The organism is Pseudomonas sp. PvP027 (genome assembly GCF_017833005.1).
GTDB classification, from domain to species: domain Bacteria; phylum Pseudomonadota; class Gammaproteobacteria; order Pseudomonadales; family Pseudomonadaceae; genus Aquipseudomonas; species Aquipseudomonas congelans.
Window position 1 is genome coordinate 2,447,670 of record NZ_JAFIBK010000001.1, and the last position, 19,318, is coordinate 2,466,987.

At 57.9% G+C, this 19,318-nt stretch carries 16 protein-coding genes; 12 read left to right on the plus strand and 4 right to left on the minus strand.

Features of this window, described 5'->3' with window-relative positions; all coding sequences use genetic code 11:
- Positions 1–93: 93 nt before the first annotated feature.
- A complete protein-coding gene (locus JOE33_RS10275) occupies positions 94–1,014 on the minus strand; it encodes a LysR family transcriptional regulator (protein WP_187625645.1) in 921 nt (306 codons plus the stop codon).
- Between the two features lie 132 nt (positions 1,015–1,146).
- Between JOE33_RS10275 and JOE33_RS10280 the strand changes: the two genes are divergently transcribed.
- From JOE33_RS10280 to JOE33_RS10290, 3 genes are read left to right on the plus strand one after another with little or no spacing between them, the layout of a single operon-like run.
- On the plus strand, positions 1,147–1,641 hold the full coding sequence (locus tag JOE33_RS10280) for a DUF1440 domain-containing protein (protein WP_054992655.1): 495 nt from the start codon (positions 1,147–1,149) through the stop codon (positions 1,639–1,641).
- A gap of 56 nt (positions 1,642–1,697) precedes the next feature.
- A complete protein-coding gene (locus tag JOE33_RS10285; RefSeq protein ID WP_054992656.1) occupies positions 1,698–2,267 on the plus strand; it encodes a hypothetical protein in 570 nt (189 codons plus the stop codon).
- A gap of 20 nt (positions 2,268–2,287) precedes the next feature.
- Complete coding sequence (locus tag JOE33_RS10290) at positions 2,288–3,304, plus strand: SMP-30/gluconolactonase/LRE family protein (protein ID WP_187625644.1); 1,017 nt, start codon at positions 2,288–2,290, stop codon at positions 3,302–3,304.
- Between the two features lie 102 nt (positions 3,305–3,406).
- Here the strand turns inward: JOE33_RS10290 and JOE33_RS10295 are convergent, their stop codons facing one another.
- Positions 3,407–4,984 (minus strand): carbohydrate porin, encoded by a 1,578-nt coding sequence (locus JOE33_RS10295; protein ID WP_187625643.1) that lies wholly within the window; start codon positions 4,982–4,984, stop codon positions 3,407–3,409.
- A 167-nt stretch (positions 4,985–5,151) separates the two neighbouring features.
- On the opposite strand from JOE33_RS10295, the gene JOE33_RS10300 reads away from it, so the two are divergent.
- The 7 genes from JOE33_RS10300 (at position 5,152) to JOE33_RS10330 (ending at position 13,996) form a co-directional block, all read left to right on the plus strand.
- Positions 5,152–6,426 carry an ABC transporter substrate-binding protein gene (locus tag JOE33_RS10300; RefSeq protein WP_187625642.1) on the plus strand — a complete coding sequence of 425 codons (1,275 nt, stop codon included), beginning with the start codon at positions 5,152–5,154 and terminating at the stop codon, positions 6,424–6,426.
- A gap of 21 nt (positions 6,427–6,447) precedes the next feature.
- On the plus strand, positions 6,448–7,410 hold the full coding sequence (locus tag JOE33_RS10305) for a sugar ABC transporter permease (RefSeq protein WP_032613190.1): 963 nt from the start codon (positions 6,448–6,450) through the stop codon (positions 7,408–7,410).
- Positions 7,407–8,249, plus strand: coding sequence for a carbohydrate ABC transporter permease (locus JOE33_RS10310; RefSeq protein ID WP_096103063.1), 843 nt, complete (start codon positions 7,407–7,409; stop codon positions 8,247–8,249). Before JOE33_RS10305 ends, JOE33_RS10310 begins: the two co-directional genes overlap by 4 nt.
- A gap of 27 nt (positions 8,250–8,276) precedes the next feature.
- Positions 8,277–9,422 carry a sn-glycerol-3-phosphate ABC transporter ATP-binding protein UgpC gene (ugpC, locus tag JOE33_RS10315; protein WP_338125251.1) on the plus strand — a complete coding sequence of 382 codons (1,146 nt, stop codon included), beginning with the start codon at positions 8,277–8,279 and terminating at the stop codon, positions 9,420–9,422.
- Entirely contained in the window at positions 9,419–10,933 is a 1,515-nt protein-coding gene (locus tag JOE33_RS10320) for a glycoside hydrolase family 32 protein (protein ID WP_187625640.1), read from the plus strand. Before ugpC ends, JOE33_RS10320 begins: the two co-directional genes overlap by 4 nt.
- Positions 10,934–11,000: 67 nt before the next feature.
- Positions 11,001–11,993, plus strand: a complete 993-nt coding sequence (locus tag JOE33_RS10325) for a LacI family DNA-binding transcriptional regulator (RefSeq protein WP_187625639.1) — start codon at positions 11,001–11,003, stop codon at positions 11,991–11,993.
- Positions 11,994–12,376: 383 nt separating this feature from the next.
- On the plus strand, positions 12,377–13,996 hold the full coding sequence (locus JOE33_RS10330; protein WP_122591280.1) for a methyl-accepting chemotaxis protein: 1,620 nt from the start codon (positions 12,377–12,379) through the stop codon (positions 13,994–13,996).
- A 150-nt stretch (positions 13,997–14,146) separates the two neighbouring features.
- Here JOE33_RS10330 and trpC read toward each other — a convergent pair whose 3' ends face one another.
- A complete protein-coding gene (gene trpC, locus JOE33_RS10335) occupies positions 14,147–14,947 on the minus strand; it encodes an indole-3-glycerol phosphate synthase TrpC (protein WP_122591282.1) in 801 nt (266 codons plus the stop codon).
- Between the two features lie 556 nt (positions 14,948–15,503).
- On the opposite strand from trpC, the gene JOE33_RS10340 reads away from it, so the two are divergent.
- The gene (locus JOE33_RS10340) at positions 15,504–15,944 is read left to right on the plus strand and encodes an MEKHLA domain-containing protein (protein WP_032613206.1); all 441 of its coding nucleotides are present in this window, start codon (positions 15,504–15,506) and stop codon (positions 15,942–15,944) included.
- Between the two features lie 142 nt (positions 15,945–16,086).
- Here JOE33_RS10340 and cysC read toward each other — a convergent pair whose 3' ends face one another.
- Positions 16,087–16,716: an adenylyl-sulfate kinase gene (gene cysC, locus JOE33_RS10345; RefSeq protein WP_122590309.1), complete on the minus strand. Its 630-nt coding sequence runs from the start codon at positions 16,714–16,716 to the stop codon at positions 16,087–16,089.
- Positions 16,717–16,909: 193 nt separating this feature from the next.
- On the opposite strand from cysC, the gene JOE33_RS10350 reads away from it, so the two are divergent.
- Positions 16,910–18,991 (plus strand): M10 family metallopeptidase C-terminal domain-containing protein, encoded by a 2,082-nt coding sequence (locus tag JOE33_RS10350; protein WP_122578935.1) that lies wholly within the window; start codon positions 16,910–16,912, stop codon positions 18,989–18,991.
- Positions 18,992–19,318 lie beyond the last annotated feature (327 nt).

Sequence of the window (19,318 nt, forward strand, 5' to 3'; positions counted from 1 at the left end):
GCGCCGGGGCAAGATTTGGAGTCAGGCCGTAGCAAGGCGTTCAGTGCATTTGAACCGGCACGCGAATAGCGGGTTGAGGTCCAAGTGACGGCGTCATGACTCAGCGGACGACAGCGTGAACGCCGGCGACTGAACCAGCTCCATGATCACTTCGCGCAAGGACTGCGCACACGGAGACAGCTCGCGATACGCCAGCGCCAGCACATAGGCAACAGGTGTACCCGGGCCCGTCAGCTCGCGACAGGCCAACCGCCCAGGCTGACGTCGGGCATAGCGCTGCGGCATCAGCGCCACGCCCATTCCCCCTGCCACCAGCGCAGCCGTGGTCTGCATCTGGCGAGGCTGTTGCACGACCCGCGGAGTAAAGCCTGCACTGGCGCAGGCCAGCAGAATATGCGAGTGCATGCCCGGACCATGATGCGGGGCGAACAGAATCCAGGGTTGATCTGCCAACGCCGCAAGACCGATGGACGTCTGCTCTGCCAAGGGATGATCCTGCGGCAGCACCGCGATCATGCGGTCCTCGAACAGCGGCTCGATATAGATATTGCCCGGCTCTATAACCGGCAGCACCAGAATGCCGACGTCCAGCCGGTCGTTGCGCAGGCCTTCAAGCTGCTCGGGAGGGGTGGCCTCCTGCAGTTGAATATCGACGTTCGGGTTCGCAGCCTGATAGCGACGCAGAAGCGCCGGCAGCAAACCATCGACAACGCTATCGACAAAGCCCAGGCGAATCGTGCCGAGCATGCCTGCCGCAGAGCGACGTGCCATTTCACAGGCCCGTTCGGCCTGCAACAGTGTCTGCCGAGCCTCGGCCAGAAACACGACGCCTGCAGCGGTCAGTTGCGTGGAGCGCGTACTGCGCTGCAACAGCTGCACGCCCAGGCATTCTTCCAGACGACGAATCGCAACGCTCAGTGGCGGCTGTGACATGTTCAAGCGCTGCGCGGCCTTGCGAAAATTCAAGGTTTCAGCGACCACCACGTACTGGCGCATCAATTTCAAATCAATCATCTGATATTTTTTTAGTATCAATGAGCTATCAAATTAGTATGTTACAAATAAATGAGCGTTGCACATACTTCATGGCTCAACGGCTAGGGCGAGATCGCTCACAGCCTGGTCTATCGAAGAAGGGGCATCGATTTGAACACGCGAGCGTATGGTGTCGCCGCACTGGCCGGCTTTGTTGGGGGCAATGTTTCCAGTTTCATCAAATGGGGCACAGAAATACCCTTCCCGCCTCGCACGCCGGATCGCCCGGTCCCCCCTGTGGAAATGCTTGATTCGCTGGGCATCAACGCTCAGCAGCTGACCTACGTGTATTCAGAGCATGTTGTGAATTACGGCAGTGCCCTGGTCCACCATGGCTTTTCCATCTTCTTCGCCATGTTCTATTGCCTGCTTGTACTCAGGTATCCGCGCACCGCCCTGTGGCAGGGTCTGGGTTTCGGCCTGTTGGTGACTCTGGGTTTTCACGGCGTCATCCTGCCGACGTTCCATTGGGCACCGCCGCTGTGGGAGCTGCCTGCCTCGGAGTTGTTATCTGAAACCTTCGGGCACTTGCTGTGGATGTGGGTGATCGAAGTCATACGGCGGGATTTGCAGCAGCGCTGGCTGCCTCACACCCGACCGGCCTGAGCAGCGCGCTGTCTTGCGAAAGACACATGGAATTTCCCTGTAAACGGAGTGACCCGATGAAGTCTCTATACACCCTGGCCCTGGCCTGCGCCGCCTGCGCGGGCATGGCGAGTGCCAATGCCGACGTGCAATCGGTGCCGAAAGAGTCTACGCAAATGACTCACAGCAACGGTCAACTGCAACCGCCTGTGTCATATGCCACGCTGTGGGCTGACGAAAAAGGTGCCACGCATGTGGGCCACTGCCGCCTGGAAGGCCTGGAGTTCAAAAGCTATGCCCCGCCAGCCGCGCCGCAATGGGTCGGCGTCTCCCCTGACGATATTGAAAGCATCGCTTACGCGGTGCTGCCGGTGGGCTATGTCGGCAACTGGCACCACGCGCCGGGGCCACAATGGGTCATCACCCTGCAGGGGCAATGGTCAGTGGAAACCACCGACGGCAGCGTGCTGGTGCAAGGACCGGGAGAGATGCAGTTCAATGCCGACACCCGGTCCCGGCCGCGTGCGGATGACGAGCGTGTAGGCCACCTGACGCGCACAGTGGGTGATCAACCCAATGTTCAGCTGATCATCAAACTTAAACCAGATGCGGCTGACAAACGTACCAACGGCAGCTGTGCCTACTGATTGCATACGGACCTGAACACATGAAACCAACCTGTAAAAAACGCTTCCTGCGCCCCTCCTCATGGTTATTGGGCGGTGCGCTCCTGGCCGCAGGTTCAGCAGGCGCAACCGACGCCGTCGCCCCTGTCCGGCAAGTCGTTATCGATCCGGCCTTCAGTCAACTGGTTGCCCCCCAGGCACGCGTCGAGCTGCTCACCGATCAGGCGAAATGGGCAGAAGGCCCGCTGTGCCTGGCCGATGGCCGTTTGATCTGGAGTGACATCAAAGCCAACAAGGTCAGTAGCTGGCAGGCAAAGGATGGCGTGTCCACCTGGCTGGAAAAGGCCGACTTTCAAAACGGGCATACGCTCGACGGCCAGGGCCGTGTGTTGGCGGCCTCGCATGGCAAGCGTGGCATCGTACGGCAGGAGCCCAATGGTGAGTGGCGTACATTGGTCGACACCTACCAGGGCAAACGACTGAACAGCCCGAACGATGTCGTGGCGGATAAAAGCGGCACTCTCTGGTTTTCCGATCCCACCTTCGGCGTGCTGAGCAAAAGCGAAGGCTATGGCGGCAAGCCCGAACAAGGCGGCGAGTTCATCTATCGCTACGTACCCGACACCGGACAGATCACCCGTCTCGATACACCCGAAGTCCACTCGCCCAACGGCCTGGCCTTCTCGCCGGATCAACAGCTGCTGTATGTGGCCGACTCACAGATGGCCCACGACTTCACCAACAAGAAGCTGGCACATCGCATCATGGTCTATCAGGTACGCGACGGTCGTTTGATCAACGGCAAGGTGTTCGCTGACATCGAGCCCGGCATCCCGGACGGGATCAAAGTCGACGCGCTCGGCAACCTGTGGAGCAGCAGCAAGGAAGGTATTCAGGTGTTTTCCGCAGCAGGTAAGCCACTGGGCAAACTGCTGGTCGCAGCTGCCGATACCAGCAACCTGACGTTCTGCTCCACTGGACAGGCAAGCTGGGCGTACATTACCGCTGCCAACAAGGTGCTCAGGGTGCAGGTGATGAAGGGCGTAGCTGGTCAGTAAGATTGTCCGATACTCACGAGTCAGGCATGAGCATCGAGACCGTAGCATTTGATAGACAAGACATAGAGCCCGGCACGCAGCGCCGGGCTTTATGTAGAGCGCCTAAAACCAGGTCTCCATCTGAATGCCGAATTGCCATACACCACCGGCGTTGAAGTCGCTTTTGCCGAAGTTGCCGGTCGTGCTGTAGCGGTCCAGGTCCGAAGACCAGTTCATGAGGCTTGCGAACACTCGCAGTTCGGGGCGCGTGAGCAGGTCACCCATGTCCGGCTTGAAGGTCGGTGCAACCGTAAACTTCCAGAAGTTACCGTCGACGGCATTGCGTTGCAGGTAGCCTTTGGGGTCGAGGTCCATGGTTTGCCAACTCAGCTCGTAGGCCATCTCGAAGTTGCTGTTGATCTCGTTGGCCAGGCGCATGTTCAGCGTGAGCCAACGGTAATCGTCGCCTTTGACATAGCGGTCTTTGCTCTGCTCGGCCAGCAGGCTCGGGCCGATGCGCCATCCCGGCGCGATAGGCGTTTCGCCATACATGGCAAGACGCAACGCGCGGGCGTCGTCGATCAGTTCGCCATCCGCGCCAATATCCTTGACCTGTGCACCCAGGCCCTGCCCGTAGAGCAACGCCGTCTTGAAGAAGCCTTCCCGACCAAAAAAGTCCTTCTGGTGATTGGCCAACATGGTGTGCAAGCCTGAGTCTGCGGGTGCAAAACCGGCTTGATTGGTGCGCGTACCGACGTCGTTTTTCTTTGCGCCAATGGCGTTGAACATCCACTGCCACTGACCGTTGTCGAAGAACTGGTTGGAGGTCAGGATGTAGCTTTCCACATCGGCATCGACGCCGCCCTCACTGAAATCTCCGTAGTTACGTCCGATCAGGGAATAGTTCGAGCGCCAGTCCTTGGTCATCTGCACATCGTAGATACCGCCACCGGTACCGGCCAGAAAGACCACGTCCGAGTCCAGCCAGTGGATATCGAAGTTATCCCTGTCGAAGCGCTTGCCGGCCCACAGCGTGGCGTTCTCGAACACCGAATTACCCTTGAACGCGGCGATGTGGTCGAGTTCGGTAAATACCTGACGCACGTTCAGGTTGCTTTCGGTGGCCGTCCAGTCGTTATAGCTTTCAACGCCATCGGCGATGGAGACGGTGAACTTGGAACGCGTGCCGTTCTGCGCATAGATTTCTTTCGACAGATCGAAGCGCATGTAGGTGTCGTCTTCGTTACCCAGGCGCCCGACTGCCCCACCGACTGAACCCGCGGGGGTTGTGTAAGGCCCGCCGCGACCGCCGCCCAGCCCGTCGTTGATCAATAGACCTGAGCGGGCATAGCCCTTGAAGCTGAACCCATCGGTGAGGTGTCCGGCACCGCTGGGCTTCTCTATGCTTTGCTGGCGGGCCTCGAGTTTTGCCACGCGGTCATCCAGAGCGGGCTGTGGACTGGCTGCCACAGTCGGCGCTGAAGCGGGTGCGGCAGGCTGCGCAGCGGGGGTGGCGAGTTTGAGTTGCTGAAGCTCCCGGGCGAGCGCCTGGGTTTGCTGTTCGGCTGCGGCTGCACGTTTTTCCGCAGCGCTGGCGCGGGCTTCGAATGCGGCCATCCGCTCTTCCAGAGTCGCGGCCTGAGAGACGGTTGTCGAGGTGCCGAGTACCCCTGCGAGTAGCCATCTTGATGCGTTCTGCATGTGGACTTCCTGTTTTGTTTTTATTGTTTTTGTGACGTTGGCCGGGCCTTTTCCCCTCAACGCAAAATTGTGCAAATCGAAGAAAAAAGGGTGCCACATCGAAAATACGCTGCTACATTGACGATGTTAACGTTAACTTTTATAAAAACAAAAATAAAGAGGGCTCTATGAAACAGCTGAAATCTCTTCTTCCCGCTGCGCTGCTCACCCTGTCTGCCGGTTTTTCTGCGCTGTCGAACGCAGCCGATCTGACGATCTCGTGCGGAGCCGTCGGAGCTGAATTGCAACTGTGCAAGGAGGCAGTCGATAGCTGGTCGAAACAGACCGGCAACAACGTCCAGGTGGTTTCCACGCCTAACTCTGCAACCGAGCGCCTGTCGTTCTACCAGCAGATCCTCAGTGCCCAGTCCACCGACATCGACATCATTCAAATCGACATGGTGTGGCCGGGGATGCTCGCCAAACACCTGACGGACCTGCGCGAACTGCTTCCGGCGAATGCGACACAAGGCTATTTCCAGGCCCAGGTGGACAACGCCACAGTCGACGGCCGGCTGGTGTCGATGCCCTGGTTTACCGATTCGGGGCTGCTGTACTACCGCAAGGATCTGCTCGACAAGTACCAACAGCCGGTTCCGCAGACCTGGGAGGACATGACCGCTACTGCCAAACACGTGCAAAAAGCCGAACGCGACGCCGGGAACGCCAATATGTGGGGCTACGTGTTCCAGGGGCGCGCCTATGAAGGCCTGACGTGCAACGCCCTGGAATGGATCAGCAGCCAGCCGGACGGCGGACTGGTCAACCCGCGCGGAGACATCGTGGTGAACAGCCAGGCCTCAAGAGTCGCGCTGACCCTGGCGAAAAGCTGGATAGGCGATATCTCCCCGCCCGGCGTACTCAATTACACCGAGGAAGAAGGCCGTGGCGTATTCCAGTCGGGAAATGCGCTGTTCATGCGTAACTGGCCTTACGTCTGGGCCTTGGTGCAAAGCAAGGACAGCGCGATAAAAGACAAGGTCGGCGTCGCGCCCCTGCCCAGTGGCGGCGCGAACGGCACCCACGCCTCAACGCTCGGAGGCTGGGGCCTGGCGGTTTCGCGCTACAGCCGCAACCCCAAGCTGGCGGCGGAACTGGTTGCCTACCTGACCAGCGCCCAACAGCAAAAACAGCGTGCCCTGGCGGGTGCCTACAACCCGGTCGTCGAGTCTCTGTATGCCGACCCCGAGTTGCTCGCGGCGATGCCTTACTACCCACAGCTGCACAGCATTCTCAGCAATGGGGTCATGCGCCCCGCCGCCATCACGGCCAACGGCTACCCGCGCGTCTCCAACGCGTTCTTCGATCGGGTGCATAGCGTGCTGGCGGGCGATATACCGGTCGATCAGGCACTGGTCGAACTGGAACGCGAACTGACCCGCATCAAACGCCGGAACTGGTAAGCCACACGTAAGGAAATCAACATGCCTGTCTCTTCTACCGACTACCCCGGAGACGACGAACTCGTCACCCGGGAAACGCCTGTACAACGTCGCAGGCTACGCGCCGCCTGGCTGTTTCTGACGCCAATGCTGGTGTGCCTGATCCTGGTGGCGGCCTGGCCTTTGCTGCGCACCTTCTGGTTCAGCCTGACCGACGCAGACCTGTCGGATACCGGCAGTGGCTCATTCGTGGGCCTGAGCAATTATCTGCTCTACGACGGCGTCATCTGGTCTGGCGTTCTGGTCGATCCGCAATGGTGGAACGCGGTGCGCAACACCCTGCATTTCACCGTGGTGTCGGTCGGGCTGGAAATGGTCCTGGGGCTGATGGTGGCGTTGCTGTTGAACGTCAAGTTCACCGGCCGCGCGCTGGTCCGTGCGTTGATTCTGATCCCCTGGGCGATTCCGACCATCGTCTCGGCGAAGATCTGGTCGTGGATGCTCAATGACCAGTTCGGCATCATCAACCACATGATGCTGAGCCTGGGCCTGATAGACGCGCCGCTGGCCTGGACCGCAGATGCGGACCTGTCGATGTGGGCAGTGATCATCGTCGACGTCTGGAAGACCGTGCCCTTTGTCACCCTGCTGATGCTCGCGGCACTGCAGATGCTGCCAAGCGATTGCTACGAAGCCGCCAGGGTCGACGGCATTCATCCGGTGCGGGTGTTCTGGCGTGTCACTTTGCCGTTGCTGATGCCCGCCCTGCTGGTCGCAGCGATCTTTCGCATCCTCGATTCGTTACGGGTATTCGACGTCATCTACGTCCTGACCTCCAACTCTTCGAGCACCATGAGCATGTCGGTCTATGCCCGCCAGCATCTGGTGGAATTCCAGGACGTCGGCTACGGCAGCGCCGCCTCCACCCTGCTGTTTCTGGTCGTGGCCGTGATTGCCATGCTTTACCTGTACCTCGGACGTCGCCAGCTGGAGGTGCGCTCATGAGCCTGCGCCAACTGAAGAAAGCGCTGCTGCGCCTGGCCTTCTGGGGCCTTGTCGGGATCGTGCTGCTGTACGCAATCTTCCCTTTTTATTACGCCATCCTGACCTCGCTGAAACCGTCCAGCGCCTTGTTTGAAGTGAGCTACTGGATCACCGAAGCCGACTTCTCCAATTACGCAACGGTCCTCAGCCAAGCGTCATTCCTGCAGGCCATCGCCAACTCGCTGGTGGTTGCGCTGAGTGTGGTGGTACTGGCGCTGTTCCTGGGCCTGACGGCGTCCTATGCTCTGGGCAGGGTCAAGTTCCGAGGGCGCGGCACGGTCCTGATGATGGTGCTCGGCGTCTCCATGTTTCCTCAGGTCGCGGTGCTGTCGGGGCTGTTTGAAGTGATCCGCGCATTGGGTCTGTACAACACCTCATGGGCGCTGATCCTGAGCTACACGATTTTCACCCTGCCCTTCACCGTCTGGGTGCTGACCACGTTCATGGGGCAACTGCCGCATGAACTGGAAGAAGCCGCAATCATGGATGGCGCATCGCCCTGGGTCACGCTGACCCGCGTGCTGTTGCCGCTGCTGTGGCCCGCACTGGTCACGACCGGTCTGCTGGCTTTTATTGCCGCGTGGAACGAGTTCCTGTTTGCCCTGACCTTCACCCTGACAGACGCCCAGCGAACAGTCCCGGTCGCCATCGCCCTGATTTCGGGTGGCAGCTCCCACGAATTGCCCTGGGGTCTGTTGATGGCGGCGTCGGTGCTGGTCACCGTCCCACTTGTGATTCTGGTGCTGATCTTCCAGCGCCGCATCGTTTCCGGCCTCACTGCCGGCGCGTTGAAAGGTTGATGCACACAACTGACAAGGAACAGCATCGTGATGAAATTGAAGCTAGCCAACATCAACAAGCAATTGGGCGGCACGCGTATTCTGCGCGACGTCAGCCTGGAGATCGCTGCAGGTGAGTTCGTTGTGTTCGTTGGCCCTTCGGGCTGTGGAAAGTCGACACTGCTGCGCCTGATCGCCGGGCTGGATTCGATCTGTGCTGGCGACCTGCTGATCGACGGACGACGGGTCAATGACCTGGAACCGCGCGAGCGTGGTGTCGGCATGGTCTTTCAGTCCTACGCCCTGTACCCGCACATGAGCGTCTACGACAACATCAGTTTCGGCCTCAAGCTGGCCAAAACGGAAAAAGTCAGCCTGCGCGAACGCGTGCTGAAAACAGCGCAGATCCTGCAACTGGACAAACTGCTGCAGCGCAAGCCCAAGGAACTGTCCGGCGGGCAGCGCCAGCGTGTGGCCATGGGCAGGGCCATGGCGCGGGAACCGGACATCCTGTTGTTCGATGAACCGCTTTCCAACCTGGATGCCTCGTTGCGGGTTCAGATGCGCAACGAAATCGCCCGGCTCCACAAGCGCCTGGGCTCGACGATGATCTACGTTACCCACGATCAGGTAGAGGCGATGACCCTGGCGGACAAGATTGTCGTGCTCAACGGCGGTCAGGTCGAACAGGTCGGCTCGCCACGCGAACTCTACGAGCGCCCTGCCAGCCTCTTCGTCGCCGGTTTTCTGGGCTCGCCGAGAATGAATTTTATGCATGTGCCCTTGCAGGCACCGGGTCGCAACAGCCTGATCGATATCCCGGCACTGGGCATGAAATCCCTGCCCTTCGACAGCTCGAATCTGACCGAGGGTGCGCAACTGACCCTGGGGGTTCGCCCGGAGCACATCACCCTCAATCCTGCGCACAACGGCGTTGGCGTCACAGTGACCGGTATCGAATACCTGGGCAGCGAGGTCTACGTGCACCTGGCTACCGGCGAAAGCGAACCCTTGATTTGTCGCTGCGATGCCAAGACCGATTGGCGGGTCGGCGACCAGGTCGCGCTGCAATTCGACGACAGCAACCTGCACCTGTTCGACGCCGATGGCCTGGCCCTGAAGCGCCATGCAGACGCCAGTCAGCACCTGACACCCGGCACCACACCGCACCTCGTACAAGCAGGCACCCTATGAGTTTTTCCGTGAATGCCATGAGCAACCCGATGTCTCCCGCCCTCGAGCGCGCGCACTATGCGCTGGAAGAGGGCCTGTCGCAGCTCATCCACGATTATCGTCCTGGTTATCACCTGGCCCCGCCGGCAGGCTGGATGAATGACCCTAACGGGGTGGTGTTCTTTCGTGGCGAATATCACGTGTTCTATCAGCACCACCCGTTCGACGCGAAATGGGGCCCGATGTACTGGGGCCATGCAAAGAGTACCGATCTGGTCCATTGGCAGCACCTGCCCATTGCCCTGGCACCTGGTGATGACGTCGACCAGGACGGTTGTTTTTCCGGCAGTGCGGTGGTGTGTGGCGACACCCTGGCACTGATCTACACCGGGCACACGTGGCTGGGTGAAGTGGGCGATGAGCGTTTTATCCGTCAGGTGCAGTGCCTGGCCACCAGTACCGACGGCATCAGCTTTATCAAACACGGCGCCGTCATCGATACCCCGCCGCAAGACGAGATGATTCATTTCCGTGACCCGAAAGTCTGGCGGCAGGATGGCCACTGGTACCTGATTGCCGGCGCACGCCTGGGTGACAAACCGCTGCTGCCGCTCTATCGATCCATGGACCTGCACGCCTGGGAATTCGTCAGCTATGTGTCCACAGGCGACGAAGGCGACGGCTATATGTGGGAATGCCCGGACCTGTTTGGCCTCAATGGACGCGACGTACTGCTTTACTCACCCCAAGGCATGCCCGCACAGCGCTACGAGCGACTGAACCGGTTCCACACCGGCTATCGGGTGGGCCAGGTCGACAGTCAATGGCAGTTCACCGGCGGGCCTTTTATCGAGCTGGACAGCGGCCACGATTTCTATGCAGCGCAGACGTTGGTGGCCGCCGACGGCAGACGTTTGCTGTGGGCGTGGGTCGACATGTGGGAAAGCCCGACCCCCACCGAGGCGCATCACTGGCGCGGCATGCTCGGCCTGCCACGAGAACTTGAAGTGCGCGCCGATCGCCTGTGCGTGCAGCCTGCACGCGAACTGACAGCGTTGCGCGACGCAACATTGCCAGGCTCCCCCTGGTGGAGTGAAGCGGGTAGCCAATGGCTGAACGACATACACGGTGACATGCTCGAAATTCACGTGCACCTGGACCTGCTCGACTGTATAGAAGGTCACCTGGGCGTAGCATTGCGTTGCAGTGCGGATGGCAAGGAGCAGACTCTGCTCTACTACGATGCGTCGCTAAAACGTTTGATCCTGGACCGCGATCAGTCGGGCACCCACGTCAGCGGTCAGCGCAGCGTAGCGATAGATCCACAACAGCACCGGCTTGAACTGCGCATCTTCCTTGATCGCTCGTCCATTGAGGTGTTCGAGCAAAACGGCAGCTTCAGCTTCAGCAGCCGCCTTTATCCACAGACCGACAGCCTGGGGGTAAAGCTTGTTGCCAATGGAACCGGAGGCCGAGTCTGCATTGCCGACGCATGGCAACTCTCCTCGGGATACCTGCAGGCAAATCATTGAAGTCGCGAAAAAAATCAGGTCTCTGTAGCATGATAATCATCAGTCAACCCGACAGGCCCCGCCTCGCATGACTTCAGTTAAAGACGTTGCAAAACTGGCCGGTGTGTCGCTGATGACGGTGTCTCGGGCGCTCAATGATCCGGGAAAACTGAGCCCCGAGACTTATCAGCGAGTTCGCAACGCGATTGATGAGCTTCAATTCGTACCCAGCCTGTCGGCTCGCCGGATTCGCGGCGACAATCTGCAGACCCGAACCATCGGCGTATTTGCCCTGGACACCGCGACGACGCCGTTTGCGGTCGAGTTGCTGCTGTCAATCGAACAGACCGCGCAGCAGGCAGGCTGGAACGTCTTTATCCTCAACCTGCTAAGCAACCCGCCCACTGACCAGAACATCGACCTGATGCTGTCGCACCGCCCCGACGGGTTGATCTTCAGCGCCATGGGGTTACGCAAAGTGAGTATCCCCCAGCGCTTGAAGAGCAAACCGCTGGTGCTCGCCAACTGCGTAGCCGATGACAGCAGCCTTGTCAGTTATGTACCGGACGACGAGACAGGTCAGTACCGCGCCTTGCACCACGCGTTCAGCAAGGGCTATCGACGTCCGCTGTTCATCAACCTGCCTAAACAGAGCCTGGCCTGGGAAATCCGCCAAGCGGGTATGCAACGTGCCCGCGAGGCATTCGGCCTGGCTCGCGACGAACTGTTGCAATACAACCTGTCCGAGCATGACGCCTATTGGGAAACTGCCGCCATCCTTGCCCGGCACATGGTGGATGGCCGTCCGCAGTTCGACATTCTGATCTGCGGCAATGACCGCATTGCCTTTTGTGCCTACCAGTTGCTGCTGGGCCAAGGCCTGAAAATCCCCGGCGATGTCGCCGTACTGGGTTATGACAACATGATCGGCATCGCCGAGCTGTTCATCCCTGCGCTGACCACGGTGCAACTGCCGTATTACGAGATCGGTCGCAACGCCGCCCGGCACTTGATCGACAGCCTTGACGTATCGGGCTCCCAGCCGGTGGATTGCCCGCTGGTGGTCAGAGAATCGTTATGAAGCCTTGTGTGGGATAGCTCATGCACCGAGTCGTCACGCAGAACGAAAACGGCTGATCTTGAGCCCTGATTTTCTACCCTGAAAGTCTGCCTGTATCGAATGGCTGCGATTGAGAGCGGTGGGCGCGGCTGGGCGTTCGGTGCCCCTCCACGTGTAGGTTTTCACTTCTGTTTCAATCACCTGCTGATAATAGCTTCAACTAAGCAAGCTTTATTCGCCGCTCACTTAGATAAATTTTCGCCCCAAAACAGCGCACTAAAAACTCAAGAACATAAAACAGGGCGCAACTAATATGGCGACTAATCCTGCAGCCTCAAGTTATAGGCTTAGTCGCCGATAGTTCTAAAACCGTAAAAATCAATTCTACAAGGAGGTCAGTGGCAATGAGAAACCTGAAAGTATCTGCGCGTGCAGCACTCAGCTTTATGTTTATTGCGCTCCTATTGGTCGCCTTGGGGGGTATTTCGGTATGGAAAATGGGGGAAATTCGCGAGACGGCCAGAGACCTTGAAAACGACGCCTTGGCCAGCGTGGTGGTCGCAGACCGAATCAATGCCACGATGCTGCGCTTGCGCCTGGAAGTCCGCAGAATGCTGTCCCAGACCAATCCGCAGGATATGGCCACCACGACCGGCATGATCGCTTCGCTGAGCGAGGAATTGAAAAAGCAGATAGCCCTTTACGCCCCTTTTGTCGCCAGCGATAAAGAAGGACAACTGTTCAAGGCCGTGTCTGAAAACACCGATAAAGCACTGGTTGCATTCGACCAGGTCACTGCACTTATCCGCCAAAACTCAACCAATGAAGCGCTGGCCTACCTAAGTTCCAGCGTCACCCCTGTTACCCGTCTTCTTGACGAGGCCGTAAACGGACTTGTTCAAATGAACATTGACGAGGCCGCAAACTCAGGAAAAGAATCCGAGGATTCGTATCAAAGCGGCTTAATGTTTGTGATTTTTATTATTGCAGCCGCGACGCTGGCGACGATTGTGCTGGCCGTGCTGTTTACCAAAAGTATCGTCACACCGTTGCGCGACATGCTGCGTGTCAACGACACCATCGCCAAGGGTGATCTGCGCAGCGTGATTACCGTCACGGGCAAAGACGAGTTTTCCGACCTGATGCGCTCTACTCAGGTGATGCAAAACAATCTGCGCGATACGATCAAGCTGATCGGCGATTCATCCACTCAACTGGCGTCCGCCGCCGAGGAAATGAACGCGGTCACCGAGGAGTCGAGCAGAGGTTTGCTGCGCCAGAATAACGAAATCGATCAGGCAGCCACCGCGGTCAACCAGATGACCGCTGCGGTCGATGAAGTGGCGCGTAATGCTGCCGCGGCATCAGATGCAGCCAAAGCCTCTGATCAGTCCACCCGCACCGGCGCAGCGCGGGTCACCAGCACGGTCGACGCTATCGAGAAACTGAGCAAGACAGTGCAGAGCACCAGTGTTGATGTAGAGCGTCTGGCCGTGCAGTCCAAGGACATCAGCAAGGTATTGGAAGTCATTCGTACGATTGCGGAACAAACCAACCTCCTGGCCCTGAACGCGGCAATCGAAGCGGCACGGGCAGGTGAGCAGGGACGCGGTTTCGCGGTGGTGGCTGATGAAGTCAGAGCGCTGGCACATCGCACCCAGACCTCGACTCAGGAAATCGAGAAAATGATTGGCGACATCCTCACGGGCACTGCACAGGCCACCAAGGCCATGAGCGAAAGTTGCGATCAGGCCGATGGCACACTCACCATCGCTCATGAAGCCGGCGCAGCGCTGACCCTGATCGCGAAAGCAATCAATGAAATCAACGAAATGAACCTGATGATTGCGACCGCATCGGAGCAGCAGGCACAGGTCGCACGTTCGGTCGACGGCAACCTGATGAGTATTCGCGATCTTTCCATCCAGAGCGCAACGGGGGCCAATCAGACGGCGACGGCAAGCTCCGAGCTTTCAGTGCTTGCTGCAGACATGAACAAGCTGGTGGCGAGGTTTTCGCTGTAAGGGTTTTCTGCTGCTTCAGGTTGGGCTCTGGGCATGCTGTGGATAGTGATTCCACAGCATTCAGGGCAACTAACAGCATACGTCTGGACAAGTGTATGACGGGTCAGAGGAGCGCATAACCGCCCCTCTGAGCCAGAACTTTAATACGTGTCAGTCAGCACTGCCGGTCAGCAGTGTTTTTGTCGCCGCAGTAACATCCTCTTTGCGCATCAGACTTTCGCCGACCAGAAAGGTAGTGATGCCGGCTTTTTTGAGTCGCAGGCAATCATTATGGTTGCCGATTCCACTTTCGCCGACCAGGAGTTTGCCTGCGGGCACCATGGATGCCAGTCGCTCGCTCACGCCGAGGTCTACTTCGAAGGTATGCAGGTTGCGATTATTGACGCCGAGCAGCGGGGAAGCCAGTTTGAGCGCACGCTCCATTTCATCTTCGTCATGCACTTCCACCAGCACGTCCATGCCCAGCGTCATGGCCGCACTTTCAAGTTCGGCAGCCAGGTCATCACTCAATGACGCCATGATCAGCAATATGCAATCCGCGCCCCAGGCACGCGCCTCATACACCTGATAAGTATCAAACATGAAGTCTTTTCGCAACACCGGGAGGGCGCAAGCGTTTCGCGCGTCGATGAGAAACTGCGGAGAGCCCTGGAAGCTTGGCGTATCGGTAAGAACGGACAAACAGGCGGCCCCGCCGGTTTCATAAGCCTTCGCCAGCTCGGGCGGATTGAAGTCTTCGCGAATCAGACCTTTTGATGGACTCGCTTTTTTTATTTCTGCAATTAACCCCATCAGACCCTGCTGCTCTTTATCTTTCAGTGCCTTATAAAAACCGCGGGGGCTGGACTGTTCGAGGGCAATCTGCTTGATGCGGCTCAACGGCAACTTCGCTTTCGCCGCCTCTATTTCCTGAAGTTTGTAATGTTTTATTTTGTTTAGAATATCACTCATGACAGTCACTCATAGTAGCGGGCAGTGTATTACGTTAAGCCCTGTGGCAGTTCGACACGAGAATGCTCGCTCTCGCGCTCTGGCAACATTTAAATCAGGTTACATTCACCGATCAACAAATAACAATTAAATTTAATTTATCAAACTTTAAATATCATAAAAAATTAATATACCATAACAGCTTATGATGTGAACCTGGGAAATACGCTCTTCGGTAATGTCACACCTCACTGAAGCCAGGCGATCAAGATGGCAAAACAACATCAACTTCCCGATCAGCCCGAGATATAGCGTGCTGTCTAAAACATAAATTCTCTGTAACAGAATCTGTGCTTGCTCGTTGATTACAGCACTGGCGGTGAAGACAATGAGCGCCCGGAAACAGGATAAGCGAGCCCGCGCGGCCATGACCATGCAGGTATCAGAGAGGCTGATTTTGAGACAACGCACAGGGCGCGTTCGAGGCGATCTTGCGTTCGCTACGGCGGCTACCAAAGGGCAAACGTTTCCAACTGACGATGCGAGGTGACAGGTGTCTCAAGAACATTTCATACAGATGCTCGATGAAAGCTACCGACATTGGACAGGCCACGGACTGCCGTCCCCTCGACAACTGGACTCGCAACAACGCCTCACCTGGCTGCACAACCAGGCGCCCTACAGCCTGTTGGCCCACGATGGCGCCGCTGACCCACGTTTTACCTACGTGAACGAATGCGCGCTGCAATGCTTCAAGTACCCACGCGACCGTTTCATCGGCATGCCCTCACGTTTCAGCGCCTCGGAGCTCGATCGCGCTGAGCGCCAAGTACTGCTGGAGCAGGTCACCGCAAATGGCATCGCCGAGGGCTACAGCGGCTGGCGAGTGGATGCGGATAACAAACCGTTCATGATCTACGCAGGTGTGGTGTGGACCTTACTGGACTCGCAGGGCCAAGCGTGCGGGCAGGCCGCGTTGTTCTGGCCGGATGAGCAGCGTATCGGTGTACTGGATTAAGGGTTTCTGGAACATTTGGCATCGCCTTCTGCCTGCACAGACATCCACTGAATCCGTATACGCGTCTGGATCAACGCCGCCGACACGTCATGCAGCACTCGTCTCGACGCGCCAATCGTATTGAACAGCAATTGGCACATTATCAGCCGAGACTGATATCCGTTGCGCTCGTCGGCGTCTCGATCAACTTCTGTTGCACCAAAAAATCTACGATCGTCAAAGCCAGTAACGAGGGCGAGCCTTTACTTCCATCAAGGATCAAGTCGGGCTCTACAGGCGGTTCGTAGGTGTCTGAAACGCCGGTGAAAGAGCGGAGTGTTCCGGCCCTTGCTTTTGCATAAAGCCCCTTTACATCTCGAGCTTCACAGACACTGAGCGGGGTGTTGACATAGACTTCAAAAAAACACCCATTTTCCATAATTTTATTGCGCATTGTGCTGCGGCTATCAGCATAAGGAGCGATAACCGCGCACAACGCTATCCCCTTATGCTTAACAACTTCAGATGCAACATAAGCGATACGAGCAATATTCGATGCACGCCCCGCTCTGGAAAAATCCAGATCTGCGCAAAGATGAGTTCGCACGACATCTCCATCCAGCAACGTGACAGGCCTCTTGATCTGTAACTGTAAATAGTCCGCCAGCGCCTGGGCAATGCTTGATTTGCCAGCGCCCGATAGCCCTGTAAATAATATTGCGAAGCCCCCAGGGGACCGGGCGCTTGTGTCGAATGGCGAGCTTCTGGAGGAAGCGTTGTCGAGGGTGCTCATATCAGTCTGGATTCGGGGAAGGTGAATTAGCTGGGTTGCCGGTCAGGTACATTGAGCTTCTCCAATAACGTTGTATACGCGGCATCAAGGACTGACGTGTTCGCATTTATTCATTCTGCCAAGGTCAGATCCAGAGGATCCGTGCAATCCCCTTCTCATTCCCTTCGGGTTCCATGTCTAAAAGGATAATGTCATGGCGTCAATCAATAGCAAGGCCACCATCAATTACACCGTGCGAACCGGCCCGGGGACAGTGCAGGTCGACCCGTCCACAGGTGGCGATTCAAACTGGAGCATCAACCTTCAGCCGGACGGCAAAATCCTTGTCGGTGGCGAAAGCTTCCAGACTGCTATTGGTTACCCAGGCTCGCCGGGCGATGAAAGCTATGGCACGCGCGGCAGCTACACGGCGGTGCGCCTCAACGCTGACGGCAGCCTGGACAACAGCTTCGGCCAGGACGGAATTGCCCTCGTGCCCGGCAATCTGGATCCGGAAGATTATGCTTACTACGTAATGGCGGTGCAGGCCGACGGTAAAGTGCTATCAGCACAGCCAGGGCTCGGCGGTCTGAAGGTAGAACGCTTCAACGTGGATGGCACCCTGGACAGCACTTTCGGCAATGGCGGCGCCGCGGGCCTTGATGTGCCCTTCGGATCCGATGGGATGGCTATTTACGCCACAGCAGACGGCTCGGTGTACGTCAGCCTTCGCGGCACTTCGCAAGCAATAGTGTTCAAGCTGGACAGCAGCGGTGCTCCGGTAGAGGATTTCGGTGCCAACGGCGCACTTGTCCTCAACCCGACCGGATACTACGGCACCGGTAATATCGCCACCGTTGTACAGCCCGACGGCAGCGTACTGCTCGGCAGTTGGCTGTACGTGGGCGCCGACGGACCCCACGACCCGGGCGATCCGGTTTATGCCGTTCAGCGACTTGCAGCCGACGGCAACCTGGATACCGCGTTTGGCGTGGACGGCGTGGTGTACTTCGATACCGCGCTGGGGCTGGACTACCGCGCTGCGATGACCGTGCAAGCCGATGGAAAGATCATCATTGCCGGCGAGAGTAATGACAATACCGCCTTCAACGTGCTGCGGCTGAATGCGGACGGTTCCTTCGATACCTCCTTTAGCGGTGATGGCAAGCTCACTATCCAGGTGCCCCAAGGCGAGTCCGCCTATGCCCACTCGGCAATCGTTCAGCCCGATGGCAAAATCCTGATCGCCGGGGACGTGATCACCCGACTGAACGCGGATGGCAGCCTGGACACTACCTTTGGCAGCCAGGACGGTAAATATCATGTGGATGGCTCCAGCGATGCCAATCACTTGCTGGGTAACGACACAGCCGAAATTATCCGTGGTCTGGACGGAGACGATGTGCTGCAAGGCGCGGGTGGCCGTGACGTGCTGGCAGGCGGGACCGGCGCAGATATTTTCCGCTTCACCCAGATCAGCGACAGCTACCGGACCGCTACCGAAACCGGCAGTGACCGGATTCTGGACTTCGACGCCTCTCAGGACCGTGTCGATCTGATTGCGTTGGGCTTTACCGGCATTGGCGATGGCCACAATGGCACGCTGGCCATCCAGGCCAACGCCGAGGGCACTCGCACATACCTGAAAAGCTTCGATGCCGATGCCAACGGGCAGCGCTTCGAACTGGCATTCGAAGGCAATCTGGTCGGGCAATTGAACAGCACCAACCTGGTGTTCACGGCACCCGCCGTCGAAGGAACGGCAGGCAAGGATCTGATCACAGGAAGCGCAATGTCGGAAGTCATCTATGGCCTCGCCGGCAACGACCGTATCGACGGCGGCAGAGGCTCGGATGTGATCATCGGAGGCGCAGGTGCCGATCTGCTGATCGGCGGCGACGACCCGAACATTTCGATTTATGCCCGTAACGGCAACGACGCTGATGTGTTCCGCTACACGGCGGCGACTGACAGCTACCGCACGGACAGCCAGAGTTTTGTGGACCTGCTCGTACGGTTCGCCGACAACAACGACAAGATCGACGTGTCGGCGCTGGGTTACACAGGGTTCGGTGACGGTACCGGTACTACGCTGAAGATGGCATATAACGCAGATCTGGACCGCACCTACCTCAAGGATGTGGAACCTGACGCCCAGGGCCATCGGTTTGAGATTGCCCTCACCGGCGACTGGACCCAGGATCTGGGCAACAACGATATGGTCTTTGCGCCAACGGCGGAGGTGTCTCTGGTAGGTGTGGCTAGCGCGGCCGCCCAAGCAACAGACATGGTGTAAACCAGGCATAGCTCCTGCGGGATAGTGAGACGCCGGGGATCGCCTTGAGACGTTTGTGCGTAGCCGGACCACAGGAAAGTTTCGCTGCACTCACCAGCCCGCACATGCGGGCCAACCCATAAGCGAGAGACCATCATCGCCTCCCGCAATCATTCAGGAAAACAAAACAGCTGTGTGCTGTCGAGAACTTATCCAGATCGGAATCGATCCACTTATATGATTCAGTGTTGTGTTACCGGGCTGGCCTGCCGCAGAAACCCAGGTATCCGGAAAGCGTCTACGCCGGATTATTTGATATATACATGGGACCCGTGTCAGCAGAACGTG